Consider the following 13,875-nt stretch of genomic DNA (forward strand, 5'->3'; position numbering starts at 1 on the left):
AGGATGAACCCGCTTTCGAAGGAGCCCGTCATGACTGCCGCCCCTGACCGAGACCCCCTGGACGTCCTGCTGAATGAGTCCAGCCCCCGCACATCGACAGTGACGGACGACGTCGCCGCCGAGCTGGCCGAGCTGCAACAGCTCGCGGCGGCAGAGGCCCGCGTCAGCCGCCACCGCTGGGCCCGTCCTGCGGTCGCCGGAGTCGCTTCGCTGGTACTACTCGGTGGCATGGCGACAGCGGCCGCCGCGGCGACGGGCGCGTGGTCGCCGTGGGCGGAGACGCCGGACGCCTCGATCACCTATTCGCTGCCCAGCGGTGTCCAATGCGAGGAGCGCATGGGAGACGTTCAAGGGACCGATCCGGCGGCCGTCGCCGTAGTCGAGAACTTCTACCAGACGACCGACATCGACGCTCTCCTCAGCGACGGTGCGCTCGAGGAGACCGTCGCGCAACTGCGCACCGAGGACCAATCCTTCATCAACGCTGACGGATCCCGCACGTCGGCCGGCTACGGCACCGAGTTCTACAACGCCGACCGGGAGTACTCGACCGCGGTTGGACGCATCATCAGCAACGCCCTCGACGCCGAACTCACTGCGCAGAACGTCGACGTCGACGCCGCGAACATCAGCATCGCCGGCGAAGCCCACTGCCCCGGAGCGACCTGGTGACCCGCAGGAAGATCGATGAGGCGGAGCAACTCACCGAGGCCCTGCGCGTCGCCTCGCCCGACCTGCTCAAGTACCTACAACGCCGCCTCCCTCTCGAGGACGCCGCCGACGCGCTCGCGGACGTCATGCTCACCGCATGCGCCGTGTCAGCGCCCTCCCCCGCACCGCGGAGGAGTCGAGGATGTGGCTGTTCGGCATCGCCCGGAACGTCCTCTCGAACAGCACTCGCACCGAGAGCAGACGAGCTGACCTCTCCGGCCGGCTCCGCGGCGTCCTCGCGACCGCTCCCACGGAGGGACGCCCAGCCGACGAAGGAGTCGACGTGCGCGACGCGATCGACAGGCTCGCGCCAGAACAGGCCGAACTCGTCCACCTCATCCACTGGGACGGCTTCTCCATCACCGAAGCAGGACACCTCCTCGGCGTCCCCGCGTCCACCGCACGTACCCGCTACCAACGAGCACGAGAAGACCTGCGGTCGACCCTGGCGACATCACCAGCACGCGATGACGACGCCAAGCCCCTCCGAGCGGTCCGCTGAAAGCGTCCCGCAGATCGATCCCCTTACGGGACGCGCGCCATCGAAGTGGCACTTTGTGCCGGACCCATCGCGGGGCTCTGCGGCCAGCGAGGATCCGTGGTGTGAGCATCAGCATCGACGGGGAGCACTACCTACTTCTGCGAAGCGCCTTTTGGGCCGAGACGCCGGATGTCATCGGGATCTACGGCTGCGCCGAGCGGGCCCGGGAAGCGGCCGGGGAAGCAGTGGGCGCGTCGCCCGGTCCCGATCGATGGGTTCTTGAGACGTGGAGCGGAGGTGAGCTGCGCAGCAGCGTTCGGCTCGGATGACGTTCGGGCAGCACGCTGGTGGCTCTACTGTGGCGGTGCGGTCGAGAAGTGGGGACTTCGCCGTGAGCAGCACCCGCAGGCTCAGCGGTGCTGCACCCAGATGTTCGGCTCCACATAGATCCCCTCGTCCGCGTCGCGGTCGACGCGCAGCGTCGAGAGGCCGCCGGGGATGACGTACTCCCCTGACGCCGGCAGGGCGATTCCGGTCCACTCCTCCCACTGGGCGACCGTGCCGGTCATCACCTGCGATCGCGGGGCGACGTCGAGGATGGTCGCTCCCATTCGCACGTGTGTGCGCAGCCACGGGTCCAGCGGCAGCCCGTCCTCTCGGGTCCAGGCCGCGTAGACGTCGATCGGGGTCAGCGGGTAGCGCGGCTTCATCGTCGGGCGCAGCGGCACGATCACGTGGTCGTAGCCGACGGTGATGCTGAGGTCGCGGAACGCGCCGAGCAGCGTCCCGGCGAGGCCGGCGCCGGTGCGGTCCGGGTGCACCTGCGCGGCGCAGACGACGAGGGTCGTCGCCTCGCCCTCCTCCTCGAGTGACCGGCGGAGGGAGTCGCCGTACCCGGCAGGCAGACCCTCCCGGGTGACGTCCCACCGGATCGGCACCGCCCAGCCCGCAGCGACCGGCACGTCTTCATCGAGGACCACGAGCTCGAACCGGGTGAACTGTTCGCGCACCTGCGGCAGGTGCTCCTCCGCGAGGCGGTCGGCAGAGATGAACGCCAGCCACCCCGAGCTGAACAGCGCCTCTACCTGCGCGTCGTCGCGCGCTCGCGCGCTCAACACCTCTGTCGACGTCATGGGCTCAGTCTGCGCGCAGGACGGCCGGCAGAAGATTCCCAAGCGGACGCGACGCGATCACGTCCTACATTCAGCACCCGAAGGCTGCAGAGGGTGAGAGCGAGCCCACCTAGAGTGATCAACGTGCCCTCGCTGACAGACCATGACGCCGAATACCGAGAGGTGCTCATGTCTCCCTTGCGCACCAGTTCCGGCTACCTCCCCAAGATGGGTGGAGGGGTTGAGGTTGACCTTGACGGATTCACGAGCCTCTACGGGTCCGACCCGCTGTACCACTGGATGGGTTTTGACTCGCCACTCATGTTCGCCGCACACAAGGCCGCTGGCGGGATGACCTCGCTCTACCGGCAACTCGGCATTGGAAGCGAGCGATTGGTCCGCCACGTACTCCGCGACCAGCTCGCCCTGTCCGAGGAACAAGTTCGATGGAGCTACGAGTTTCCATACGGGGGTGCAGTACGACTGATCACATTGGATGGCCGTATCGAAATTGACGCCGTGAAGGACACAGCGGCAGCCGAGCGTCTTAGAAATTGGATTACTGAACAGCAAAAGGCCCTCAAGATTTCGGTACCTCTCCGTGGTGCCGTATTAGAAGTCCGTCAAGGCTACAAGAGCGCCGACAGTAAGCGTCAAAATGGAGATTTGGCTTCCTCCGTACAGGCCGTAGCTCACGGATATCTCCCGGTACTTGCCATCATGAGCACGCAAATCAATCAGACTGTTCGAAATCGATATACGTTGGGTCGATGGGCTGTCCTCGCTGGCACGACCGGCACCGCCGACACAATGACATCGACTTTTGCCTTTTTCAAGAATGTTGTGGGTTATGACCTCGCGGCATTTTTTGAGCGCAACGCCTCGGTACTACGCACAGAAACGCACGTGGTCCTCAAACACCTTTTGGAAGCAAAATGACTATTCTTGAACGAGTTGCGCGAGATAGTGTTGCGCGTAACGAGTACATGACTTTTCGCGCCAACGCCGGGGTGGGTCGACATGGTTGGCTGCGTCTTACCCCCGCCTACGGTGTCAAGGTAGTGCGCGAACGGCTCGAGCTACTCGAACCAGGGTCCGTTGTAACAGACCCGTTTAGTGGCACTGGAACCACTCCCCTTGCAGCAGCGGAGTACGGCCACCTGGGGCAATCAGTCGATGTGAATCCATTTCTTGTATGGCTTGGAAATGCGAAAACTCGCGACTATCAAGAGGATATTGAGGCGACTCTTCTTGGGGCAGTTTCAGACGTAGTTGATACCGCTCAGTCTTTTCCTGCACGAGACCGCCTTTGGCAGCCTGATATCTTTCGAATCGAGCGCTGGTGGAGCCCTGGATCCCTCCACGGTCTGCGCACGCTTCGGGCGAGCATCGACACCTACAATGGCGACATTCGCGACCTACTAGAGATATTGCTGTGCCGCACACTCATCGCAAGCAGCTCAGCCGCATTCAATCATCAAAGCATGAGCTTCAAGGATATAGCGCCTGGGACCCGCTTCAAGGCAACTGATGACGATGCAACAATTGCGCTTTTCCTCGCCGGTGCCGCTGACCTAGCTTCATCGGCCTCTTCCACCCTTGCCGGAAGTGCCGCAGTGCGACTTGGAGATTCCCGCACAGGCCTAGCCGACCTTGAACCAGCCGACCTTGTGCTCACGTCACCACCGTATTGCAATCGCATGTCGTATATTCGAGAGCTCAGACCTTATATGTATTGGACGCGCTATCTCGACGCACCCAGTGACGCGGGTGACTTGGACTGGCGCGCCATCGGTGGCACCTGGGGAACGGCGACGAGCAAGCTCGCTTCCTGGGCTGCTGAGCATCCGACGCCGATCGACTCGCAGCTTCTCGCGGTTTGCGAGAACATCTCCCGCGATGGTGGCAAAAGCGGACCCGTCCTCGCGGCGTATGTCCATAAGTACCACTACGACATGTGGCTTCACTTCCAAGCCGCCGCCGGCCACGTCAAGCCTGGTGGAAGCGTCTCCTATATCGTAGGAAACAGCACTTTTTCCGGTCACGAGGTACCTGTGCAGAAATGGTACGCGGACATGCTCTCTGCGCTAGGTTATGTCGATGTAACAGTGCAGACGATTCGAAAGCGCAACAGCAACAAAGCCCTTTACGAATACGACGTTTCTGGACGTCGGCCAAGCTTCAGCTAATGAGCCGTGAAGGCGCGTACAGCGTCATTGGGATCACAGCAGGACAGCAGAACGGCTTGATGGCACCAATCACGAAGTTAATGGAGGTCCTGGCTTGACTTGGCACAGCAGCAATTCCGATGCGCTAGAAAAACAATTGGGCATGCTGATCGACGCGACGCGACGCGAGCGAGATTTGACCTCCGCCCGATCTTCGGCAACTCAGACGCGCGCGGGAGTTTTAGTCGGCGCTGCCGGTTTAGTTGGAACTGCAAGCACCCTATCAACAGATCTTATGTGGATTCCATTGCTCGGTTTTGGAGTTGCGGTTGCCCTAGGGATTTGGGCCTTAGTACCGGACAAAGGCCACGCCGTCCCCACTCAAAATTACCTAGACAATGCTACCTCTTACACTCCTGTTGATCTATTGGAAACTATTCTGCGTAAGGAAATTGAGGCAAACGAAGCTAGTGCGAAAGTTGTTTCAGAACGCTCCTGGCTAACGATCGTTGGCTTTATTGTCTTGGTTTTGGCCTTCGGAATAGCAATCTTGTTTAATATCAACGATGCGTTAACCGAACCTAGTCCGCTAAAAGTTATGATTGTTGAGGAATGATGCCAAAGTCCACCGAGCCTTGCCCGCCTGGCTTTTACAGAACAATCTCTGGGAACTGTGTGCCAAATCCCCCCTTGGTGACCAGACTTGGAGAAAGTAAAAAACCCTCAGACTCGAAGTGATGCGGGCGTAACGGTCTACGCACCTGGGCAATCGCTACGATTCACACAGAACACTGTCGACAAAGCTTCGGGTGACCCACCAGTCGTGGTTTCAGTGTGCGGAGTCCGATGAGCATCAAGGTCAACAGTGAGGGCCAGGTGTTCCTTACTCCGCGTGCCTCGATGCGCTGACTGGCCTCGCACCGTCGACCCCAGTACGGGCGGCGCCGTCCGTAAGCTAGGCGCATGTGCGGTCGTTTCGTCGTTAAGGACAACACCGAGGGCTTGCTCCCGGACCTCTTCACGGGCGGCTTCGCCGGAATGCGGCCGAACTTCAACGTGGCGCCGACGTCGCCAGTGACCGTCGTGCGTGAGCGCGACGGGGAGCGGTCGGCGCCGACCGTGCACTGGGGGTTCGTGCCGGTTTGGGCGAAGGACTTCAAGAAGCAGCGGCCGCAGCCGATCAACGCGCGGATCGAGACGGTCGCGAGCTCGCCCATGTTCCGGAAGGCGTTCGCGACGTCGCGGGTGCTGATCCCGGCGGCCGGCTACTACGAGTGGACGGTCACGGAGACGGGGAAGCAGCCGCACTTCATCTACGAGCCCGACGCGGCCCTCGCGATGGCGGGCATCGTGTCGGCGTGGCCGGATCCGTCGAAGGCGGAGGACGATCCGGAGAAGTGGCGCCTGTCGACGGCGATCATCACCCGCGACTCGCATGTAGCGCCGGGTGAGGTCCACGACCGGATGCCGGCATGCATCACGCCGGACGGGTACGACGACTGGCTCGGCGGACACCTCGACGTCGACGCTCTGATGCAGCTGCTCGACCGGGAGTCGTACGCGGTCGCGCACGACCTCGAGCACTACGAGGTGTCCCGCGACGTGAACAGCGTCCGTAACAACGGACCGCATCTGCTCGATCCGCTCCCTCCCGTAGCGGGAGGCTAGGCGGATGACTCTCGACCCGTCGACGGATGCGCCGGCCGCGGCTGACGGTCACCCGCAGCTCGGGTCCATGCACAAGAACGGTGATCGCCGGTTCGGGATCGCAGGGGCGCGCTCCCAGACTCTTGCGGACCGCGGGACCCCGATGCTGTCGAGCCTGTACCACTCGACGGTCACTGAGCATGTGGGGGCGGTGCGGGTCGGAGACGAGCTGCGGGTGGAGTGGAACGGCACTCAATGGTGGGCGTCGTCACCGGCCGGCGTCGTCGGCCGGCTCTCCTGGTCGAAGAGCCTCCGGATCGACGCGACCCACGTCCTCGAAGGGCGAAGTCCGTACGACGACTCCGGCACTCTGCTGGTGCAGAGCGTCACGGTCGACCGGGAGGGCGCCGTGGTCGACTGTGGCGGCTACGTCGTCCCGGACGGTCACGATCCGGCCGAGTGGTCGACGTCGACGCCGGATGAGTCGGCGCGGGAGCTGCGCATCACGCTGACCCCGAGCGCGCCCGATGCGGTGGCGGCGCAGCCGCCGGCGCCGCGATCCTTTCTCCGTAGGCTCCTCGGGCGCGATCACTGGCGGGCTGCCAGCGGTCGCGGCGGGCGCCGCTGTTGGCGTCGAGCTGGCGTTCGACGTCGGCCAGGATCGCGCGGGCCGCGCTGCACCGGTGCTGGTTAGAGTGCGTCCGTGGTGTTGGTGCTGATGGACGCAGTTGTGATGACCGACTACGGGCAGTTCACGGTGACGCAGACAGGCATGTGGGACGGGGACGCGGACCGGTTCTTCGCCGGTCAGGTCAACGGCTGGGTCGCTGCGGCCGTTCCGGGCGTTGTGCATGTCGTGATGGCGCGACGGTCGGGTGGTTCTGGGGTGCGGGTCGAGCTGTGGGAGCGGGAGCCGGCGCCGAGTGATTGGGACGATGTTGTCGAGGTGTCGGCCGCGTTCCAGGACGGTGATGCCGTCCGGTGGGAAGGGTGGGGCGGCATGTCGGGCGGAGACCTCGCTCTGCCGGCGGGCAGCTATCGCGTGCGGGTGAGCGCTCAGGGCCGTGACGCCGGGAATGCTGACGAGTTCGCGGAGGGGGTGGTCGATCGGTACCTTCTTCAATTCTGGCCAGCTTCGGCAGCGCCCGATGAGGTACTCCGCACACTCAGCGAAAACGCCGAGTACTGGAACGGCGCGTGGGGGCAACGGCAATAGGGAATGCGTGACTGCTAGACATGAGGCGACTACCTTTACCTGCTTGGAGAAACCCTGATGGCGCAGAAGCTCACTCTTATCGATGACCTGGACGGCTCTCCGATCGAGGGTGACGGTGGAACCGTCACGTTCTCGATTGACGGCGCGAACTACGAAATCGATCTGTCGGCAGAGAACACCGCCGAGCTGCGCCGCGTGTTCGAGAAGTACGTCGATGCCGGCCGCCGCGTGCGGCGTGACGGCAACGCCGGCTCCTCGGCTCCTTCGCGCGGGAAGAGTGACCCGGAGCGGTTGAAGGCGATCCGGGAGTGGGCGGCGAAGAACGGCCGCAACGTCTCCGAGCGTGGCCGCATCTCTGCTGAGGTCCAGAAGGCGTACGACGACGCCCACTAGGGCGGCGTTACCGTTGACGCTCGGATGAGCGTCGGACGGGAGGAGTGCCGGTGAGTGTCGTGCGGGAGATGTCGGCCCTGTATCGCGGACCGTGGGGACGCCTGGGCGGCCTGATCACAGCGAACGCGGACGGCAGCGATCGCCAGCGCGTGCGCTCGGCGGTCGCTCGGTCGGTGTTCTCGCGCGGCGGGAAGATGATCCACTACTCTCCCGCCGCCTCGATCTTCGGGGACGGCGACGAGCGCGTCGAGCCGTCGCACGAGCTGCTGGCGTTCGCCGCGCATCAGTACGCGGTGCCAGAGGGGTATCTCACCGGCGCCGATGACAACGAGCTGCGCGACGTCGCCTTGCATCGCGCTCTGAACGCGAAGCACTTGCACGGGACGCCCGTCCCGGATTCGTTCACGGTGACGACGCGCTGCCCGACGCTCGGAGGCGAGTTGGGCGAGGCCGGCCACGCGGCGACGGCGCTGCGCACAGCGGAGCGCCGATCGCTACTTACCGCGATTCCTTACGCGCTGGTCGGTGTCGCGTTCCCTGGCCTGCTGACCTGGGCCATCTTCGCGAACGGCAACGACGGGCAGCACTGGTTCCTCGGACTCTTCTTCCTCGCGTTGACGGTGGCGAGCGTGTCGGCGGTGGCGCGGCGTGTGATCGCCGCTGTGAGGTTCTTCCGCCTGCCGCCGGCTACGGCGGAGCTGTGGTCGGACCTGCTGCTGAAAGAAGCGATCGCGACCTACTTCCACGACCTCTACTCGGAGGGGTACCTCCCGCGGGCGTGGTTTCACGACACCTTCTGCCGAAACCGGCCGATCACTCGACGGGCCTATGAGCGGCTGGGGACAGAGACTCTGACCCGCTCGATCATCACGTTCGAGGCGCTGAACGGCTTCCCGAAGCTGCGTCGAGCTCGACGGCGCCGGGACGGCGACGGGCAGCCGGCGAACTGACTTGTCTACTTGTCATCAAGTAAGCAAGTCGCCCTGGTCCCGCTGCTCGGCGGCACTCCATCGGGGTCAGTCCCAGCCTCAACTGCGAGGGTGAGGGCATGGCGAATCCCCGCACTCCCCTGGCTCGTGCCGCGCTGGTCAGCAACGGCATGGTCTGGTTCGGCCTGTCGCTGATGTTCGCCAGCATCGCGGGCGAGCAGACGTTCGCGGCGTTCGCCGGCCAGTGGTTCAACGTCCTCGGCTGGGTGCTCCTCGTCGCAGTCGCGATCGGGCTGGCCGTCGTCGGTGTGATCGAGAACCGGAACATCCGGGCGGGGAAGACGCACAAGGCGCGTCCCCGCCGCTGACCACCGCTCGAGCGCGGGTGGCCGTTCCACGCGCGTGACGGGGGGTCGAGGGGGCTCTCCCCCTCGTGCGGGCCGGCCCGTTCCGGGTCGGCCCGCACGCACGCTCAGAGCATGTAGAGGTGGTATCCGACCGCCACGCCCTCGCTGAGGGGTCCGAAGGTGTCGGCGTAGTCCTGTGTCTCGTGGCTGTTGGTGATGAGGTCGAGCGCGACGCGCTCCTCGTCGCTCTCGTCGCTCATCTCGTCGGGCTCGTCCTCCCACTCCCGCAGCACGCGGTGTCCGGAGTCGGTGACACGCCAGAGCGCCCAGAATCCGGCGAACGTGCCGACCGTCTCGCGCTTGAAGACGAGGGCCGTGGCGGTGGGCCAGGCGTGGTGAGCGGCGGCGGTGAGCAGGACGCGCACGGCGACGTGAAGGGCGCGGGTGTCGCCAGACTCGGCGGCGACGTTGACGAACACTTGCGCGGCGCGCAGCGCGGGGGTGTGTCCCCACTCATCGACGTCGGGGGCGGGGGTCGTGGTGGTAGTCATGGTGGGCCTTTCTGCAGAGTCGAGGGAGGAGGGCGGGGACCGGCGGCTGCCGGTCCCCGCGGAGCGGGCTAGTTCAGGGCCGCGGCGTCGGCGGCGGTGGTGTCGCCGGTGACGACCTGCTCGACCGGGGAGAGCGCGTAACCCCAGGCCGCGAGCTGGCGGAAGTGAGCGGCGGCGCGGGCGTCGCCGCGGCGCCAGGACTCTTTGCTCGTGTTCGCCTCCTGCCCTGCGAGGACGACGGCCAGCGCGACCAGGCGGGCCTTCGCGGGGTTCGCCTCGACCAGCGGGGCCAGCGCGTCGGCGTGGTAGCCGGAGGGCTGGGTGACGCCGAGGAGGGTGTGAGCGAGCGCGTTGCCGTTGCCCATCCCGCCCGACACCGACGAGCGGTGCGCGGTCAGTCCCAGGGCGATGACGCGCTCGGCGTCCTTCGGGAGGGTCTTCCGGGACAGGAGCGTCGCGATCCAGTCGCGGCGCACCGTCTCGGCGGCGATCCAGGCGCGGTTGTTCGCGAGGAGGATGCGGCGCTCGGCGGACTTCGCGGCCTTCTCTTCCTCCGTCTCGGGTGCGGCGGGCGCGTTGTAGGCGTAGCTGAATCCGTGGGCGGCGGGGTCCTGGATCGCGTAGGAGACGTGGGTGTTGCCGTCGTAGATGGTGCTCACGAGGACGCCCCGCGGCTCGATGGTCGCGATGTGCTCGACGGTGACGCGCTTGCCGTCCTCCGTGCGCAGCGGGTCGATGACGACCCACGCGCTGCCCTCGCCGTCGACCTGATCGCGGGTGAGGAGGGTGAAGCCTGCGGCCTCCTGGTTCGCCTCCTCCACGAGGACGGCGATGTGGCGGGCGCGCGCCTTGCGGTGGCGCTCTGCGGTGTGGGTGAACTGGCTCGGGTTGGTGGTGGCGACGGTGATGAGGTCGGCGCGGGCTTCCTCGTCGTCCTCAAATTCGAGGATGATCGCGGCCTGGTCCAGGGTCAGCTCGTGCTCGTGCAGCGCGGTCCGCGCGACTGCGGACTCCTCGACCGCCAGTCCCGCTTTCACGGTCGCGGCCTTGGTGCCGGTGCGCTTGGCGATGCTCGCGGCCGACAGGCCCTCGAACGACAGCTGCGCCCACGCGGCGGTGCGGTCGGCGGTGGTGAGTTCGGCGCGCTGGTCGTTCTCGATGATCTGCTGCACGATCCGCTCGGCGGTCTTGTCGTCGCCCTCCACGACGTAGACAGGGATCGTCGCGAGGCCGATTTCACGGCTCGCGAGGGTCCGGCGCTGCCCCGCGCGGACGATGACGTTGCCGTGCTCGTCGCGGCGTCCGAGCACAGGCGACAGGATCCCGCTCTGACGGATGGAGTCGATGAACTCCTTGGTCAGCGGGGCGCTGGTGCGGACGTTCTGCTCGATCACGAGGGCGGTCGGGTCGATGTGCTCGATGGTCCCGGTTGCGGTGGTGTTCACGATGGTTTCTCCTCAATCAATGTGCGATCATTGAGGCGACGGGTCCCGTGGTTCTAGATCAACTACGGGGCTTTTGTCGTCTTCCTGATCGTTTTTCTTTGCCTCTCCGGCGGGATGAAATCAATTGAGTGGAGTCGGCGGAGTGCCGAGCATTTCGGGCGAAATAAGGGCGCTTGCGCCCGCGTCCGAAATGCTCGGCACGTAGCAGACGGAGCGAGATAGATTGAAACCGCGGAGAGGTGAAGAAAACGGGGAAACGGGCCGCGTAGCGGCTTCCCTTCGGCGGTGCTCCGTCACCGCTGCGCGGGCGGAGCTCGCGCCCCCGGAACGGGGATGCCGGGGAGTGTGAGGGGGTCGCCCCTCACGGGCCGGCCCGGAAGGCCGGCCCGCACCGCGCGGCTACCGGTCGGCGGGCTCGTAGCAGTTGGCGCAGTCGCACGGCCCGCCGGGGTTCTCCGTCCGCTCGACGGCCGCGATCTGCGCGGCCTGCTCCGCCGGGGAGAGCGCCTGCCACCCCTCATCCACCCGCCGGTTCGACTCGATGCGTGCCGCGCGCTCGTCCAGCGTCTCCGGGGTCGGGGTGAGGAAAGCGGCCAGGGCCGCGCCGGTGTCCTGCTTCTCGGCGGGGGTGAGGAACGCGATCAGCGCGGCGGCGTAGGCGGTGCCGTCGTCGGTGACCGGGAATCCGCCGGGGGCCCCTTCTCCGGGCAGGGTGAGCGTGTTGCGGATGTGCGCGAGGATCTCGGCGTCCGCGGCGGTCGCGTCGTCGTCGGACTCGGCGCGGCGGGTGTCGAGGATGAGGGCGAGCTGTTCGGCCGTGGCGCGGCCGGTGTCGGTGGGGGTCATGGTGTGGTCCTCTCAGCGGCTCATGAACGGGGCGACGCGGCGGATCGCTGCGCGGCGAGCGTGGGTGACGCAGTGGCGGAACGAGCCGCTGGTGATGCCGTGCAGCTCGTCGGAGTGCCACGCCTCCCAGACACCGGACTTGCGGCGGGTGACGAGCACGGAGGGCGTCGTCCTGGGGTCGGTGCCCACGACGCGGATGCTCACCGCGCGGGTGTTCGCGAGCGTGAGATAGGTCTTAGCCGTGGTCTGCAATTCGGTGGCGGTCTGCATGGTGTGGGTGCTCCCTCTGGCTGATCGTTTTTCTTTGCCTCTCCGGCGGGAAGAACCGTTTGAGTGGAGGCGGCGGAGTGACGCCCATTCCGGGCGAAATAAGGGAGCGCAGCGACCGCGTCCGGAATGGGTGGCGCGGAGCCGGTGGAGCGAAATAGGTTTGAACCGCGGAGAGGTGAAGAAAACGGGGAATCGGGCCGCGTAGCGGCCTCCCCTCGGCGGTGCTCCGTCACCGCTGCGCGGGCGGAGCTCGCGCCCCCGGAACGGGGATGCCGGGGAGTGTGAGGGGGTCGCCCCTCACGGGCCGGCCCGGAGGCCGGCCCTCGCCCGCTCAGCTCGCCGCGGCCGTCTCCGCGACAGCCTCGCGGGCCGCGCCGAGTTCCGCGGCGGTGCGGTGTCCTTGCACGTCGGCGTAGGCGACGGAGTAGGGGCGCGTCCCGGCGTTCCAGTCCAGCGCGACGGTCACGGTCTTGGGGTTTCCGCGGGTCACGACGCTCCACCCGTGCTTGTGCTTGATCGCGTCGCCCTTGGCGATCGTCTCGCGGCTGTAGATCGTGACCTGTCCGGCGGCGGCCTGCGCCTCGCGGACCTCCGACCAGTAGTCGCGCTGATCTTCGAGCTGCGCGCGCTCGGCGTGCAGCCGGTCGAGTCGGTCGCCGGTGGCGGGGGCGGTCGTCTCGATGTAGCCGCCGCCGAAGTTGTGCGAGCTGCCCTCGATCTTCCGCGTGTAGCCGCGAATGTCGGTATCGAGCCGGTCGATCCGGCGGGCAACCATTCCCGGCGCGTAGCGGGATTCGGTGGTGTGGGCGGCGACGTCGGCGCGGGCGCGGGCGCGGGTGGCCTCGCGGTCGGCCTCGACGCTGCGACCCATCGCGTTGTGGGCCTTCACGATCGCGTTACGGTGCCGCGTCTCGGAGTGGTGGCCGATCTTGATCGGCTCGCCACCCTCCGGGAGCCGATCGAACGCGCGGCGCGCGGCCGCGTCGGCGGTGTCGGCATCCGCTGCTCGCCGGTCGGCCTTCGCGTCGAGCGCGTCGACGCGGGCCGCCTGACGCTCGATGGTCGCCGCCTCCGCCTCGGCAGTCGGGCGGAACGTCTCTTCGGCCTCGATGGTGACCTCGTGTCCGGCGTCGCGCAGGGCGGTCGCGGCGCGGTTGATGGTCCACCACTTCGGCAGGCGGTCCCGGGACTGCGGGACGTACCAGGCGCCGATGGAGCGACCCCAGCGCCAGCCGGACGCCTTCAGGATCTCGGCGGTGCCGTCCCCGCGGCTGGTGCCCTCGATGAGGGTTCCGGCCTCGGGGGTGTGGGTGATGGTGAGCATGCTCTGTCTCCTTCTCGTCTCGGGGGTTCAGTCGTTGTCGCGGTAGTCGGCGGGCGTCTCGCTGCGGTCGTGCAGCGCGTACGCGGCCGGGAACAGGTCGAGCGCTCGCGCGACGTCGACCGGAACGACGACGTAGGCGCCGGAAGCCATGTAGCCGATCCGGCCCTCCCCCACGGGCTCGACGGGCTCGAAGTGCTGCAGCGTCACCCCGGCGACCGCTCCGCTGCGGGTGACCAGGTGCACGGCAGGGGTCTGCTCGGTCACCGGGTCGCGGCCACCGGCGCCGACGATGACCACCTGACGGGCGGTCCGGCTGATGCCCTCCGTCCCGGGTCCGTGGTACTCGCTCTTGATGACCTCGGTACGGGTGCCGCGCTGCTGAGTCATGGTGTGTCTCCCTCTGGCTGATCGTTTTTCTTTGCCTCTCCGGCGGGA

The 13,875-nt window shown here is 66.5% G+C and carries 19 protein-coding genes; 12 read left to right on the forward strand and 7 right to left on the reverse strand.

Translation table 11 applies throughout. The features are described 5' to 3' along the window. Positions 1 to 30: 30 nt before the first annotated feature. The 3 genes from C5D36_RS13715 (at position 31) to C5D36_RS13725 (ending at position 1,521) form a co-directional block, all read left to right on the forward strand. Positions 31 to 672 carry a hypothetical protein gene (locus C5D36_RS13715; protein WP_146078851.1) on the forward strand — a complete coding sequence of 214 codons (642 nt, stop codon included), beginning with the start codon at positions 31 to 33 and terminating at the stop codon, positions 670 to 672. 136 nt (positions 673 to 808) lie between these two features. Beyond that, positions 809 to 1,213, forward strand: coding sequence for an RNA polymerase sigma factor (locus C5D36_RS13720; RefSeq protein ID WP_258062788.1), 405 nt, complete (start codon positions 809 to 811; stop codon positions 1,211 to 1,213). 101 nt (positions 1,214 to 1,314) lie between these two features. Next, positions 1,315 to 1,521: a hypothetical protein gene (locus tag C5D36_RS13725; RefSeq protein WP_104227079.1), complete on the forward strand. Its 207-nt coding sequence runs from the start codon at positions 1,315 to 1,317 to the stop codon at positions 1,519 to 1,521. An 81-nt stretch (positions 1,522 to 1,602) separates the two neighbouring features. Here the strand turns inward: C5D36_RS13725 and C5D36_RS13730 are convergent, their stop codons facing one another. After that, on the reverse strand, positions 1,603 to 2,325 hold the full coding sequence (locus C5D36_RS13730; protein ID WP_104227078.1) for a hypothetical protein: 723 nt from the start codon (positions 2,323 to 2,325) through the stop codon (positions 1,603 to 1,605). Positions 2,326 to 2,448: 123 nt separating this feature from the next. Here C5D36_RS13730 and C5D36_RS16640 point away from each other — a divergent pair, with 123 nt between their 5' ends. The 9 genes from C5D36_RS16640 to C5D36_RS13765 all read left to right on the forward strand — a co-directional run bounded on the left by C5D36_RS16640 (position 2,449) and on the right by C5D36_RS13765 (position 9,025). Next, positions 2,449 to 3,243, forward strand: coding sequence for a hypothetical protein (locus C5D36_RS16640; RefSeq protein ID WP_146078852.1), 795 nt, complete (start codon positions 2,449 to 2,451; stop codon positions 3,241 to 3,243). Continuing rightward, positions 3,240 to 4,493, forward strand: a complete 1,254-nt coding sequence (locus C5D36_RS13735) for a DNA methyltransferase (protein ID WP_104227077.1) — start codon at positions 3,240 to 3,242, stop codon at positions 4,491 to 4,493. Before C5D36_RS16640 ends, C5D36_RS13735 begins: the two co-directional genes overlap by 4 nt. A gap of 94 nt (positions 4,494 to 4,587) precedes the next feature. Beyond that, positions 4,588 to 5,088 (forward strand): hypothetical protein, encoded by a 501-nt coding sequence (locus C5D36_RS16645; RefSeq protein WP_146082822.1) that lies wholly within the window; start codon positions 4,588 to 4,590, stop codon positions 5,086 to 5,088. Between the two features lie 347 nt (positions 5,089 to 5,435). Beyond that, positions 5,436 to 6,140 carry an SOS response-associated peptidase gene (locus C5D36_RS13740; RefSeq protein WP_104227076.1) on the forward strand — a complete coding sequence of 235 codons (705 nt, stop codon included), beginning with the start codon at positions 5,436 to 5,438 and terminating at the stop codon, positions 6,138 to 6,140. A gap of 4 nt (positions 6,141 to 6,144) precedes the next feature. Further along, positions 6,145 to 6,813, forward strand: coding sequence for a hypothetical protein (locus C5D36_RS13745; RefSeq protein ID WP_104227075.1), 669 nt, complete (start codon positions 6,145 to 6,147; stop codon positions 6,811 to 6,813). Between the two features lie 9 nt (positions 6,814 to 6,822). Then, positions 6,823 to 7,335: a hypothetical protein gene (locus tag C5D36_RS13750; RefSeq protein WP_104227074.1), complete on the forward strand. Its 513-nt coding sequence runs from the start codon at positions 6,823 to 6,825 to the stop codon at positions 7,333 to 7,335. A 57-nt stretch (positions 7,336 to 7,392) separates the two neighbouring features. Next, positions 7,393 to 7,728: an Lsr2 family protein gene (locus C5D36_RS13755; protein ID WP_104227073.1), complete on the forward strand. Its 336-nt coding sequence runs from the start codon at positions 7,393 to 7,395 to the stop codon at positions 7,726 to 7,728. Positions 7,729 to 7,778: 50 nt separating this feature from the next. After that, positions 7,779 to 8,678: a hypothetical protein gene (locus C5D36_RS16930; RefSeq protein WP_104227072.1), complete on the forward strand. Its 900-nt coding sequence runs from the start codon at positions 7,779 to 7,781 to the stop codon at positions 8,676 to 8,678. 98 nt (positions 8,679 to 8,776) lie between these two features. Continuing rightward, entirely contained in the window at positions 8,777 to 9,025 is a 249-nt protein-coding gene (locus C5D36_RS13765; protein WP_104227071.1) for a hypothetical protein, read from the forward strand. Positions 9,026 to 9,129: 104 nt separating this feature from the next. Here C5D36_RS13765 and C5D36_RS13770 read toward each other — a convergent pair whose 3' ends face one another. From C5D36_RS13770 to C5D36_RS13800, 6 genes are all read right to left on the reverse strand, one after another. Next, positions 9,130 to 9,555, reverse strand: coding sequence for a hypothetical protein (locus C5D36_RS13770; RefSeq protein ID WP_146078855.1), 426 nt, complete (start codon positions 9,553 to 9,555; stop codon positions 9,130 to 9,132). Between the two features lie 68 nt (positions 9,556 to 9,623). Next, a complete protein-coding gene (locus C5D36_RS13780) occupies positions 9,624 to 11,000 on the reverse strand; it encodes a ParB/RepB/Spo0J family partition protein (protein ID WP_181072906.1) in 1,377 nt (458 codons plus the stop codon). A 399-nt stretch (positions 11,001 to 11,399) separates the two neighbouring features. Continuing rightward, entirely contained in the window at positions 11,400 to 11,846 is a 447-nt protein-coding gene (locus tag C5D36_RS13785) for a hypothetical protein (protein WP_104227123.1), read from the reverse strand. Between the two features lie 12 nt (positions 11,847 to 11,858). Beyond that, the gene (locus C5D36_RS13790; RefSeq protein WP_104227122.1) at positions 11,859 to 12,116 is read right to left on the reverse strand and encodes a hypothetical protein; all 258 of its coding nucleotides are present in this window, start codon (positions 12,114 to 12,116) and stop codon (positions 11,859 to 11,861) included. A gap of 331 nt (positions 12,117 to 12,447) precedes the next feature. Next, positions 12,448 to 13,440, reverse strand: a complete 993-nt coding sequence (locus C5D36_RS13795) for a DUF3560 domain-containing protein (RefSeq protein ID WP_104227121.1) — start codon at positions 13,438 to 13,440, stop codon at positions 12,448 to 12,450. Positions 13,441 to 13,467: 27 nt separating this feature from the next. After that, a complete protein-coding gene (locus tag C5D36_RS13800) occupies positions 13,468 to 13,827 on the reverse strand; it encodes a hypothetical protein (protein WP_104227120.1) in 360 nt (119 codons plus the stop codon). Positions 13,828 to 13,875 lie beyond the last annotated feature (48 nt).

It is taken from the genome of Rathayibacter sp. AY1C6, from assembly GCF_002931535.1.
In the GTDB taxonomy this organism is placed as follows: domain Bacteria; phylum Actinomycetota; class Actinomycetes; order Actinomycetales; family Microbacteriaceae; genus Rathayibacter.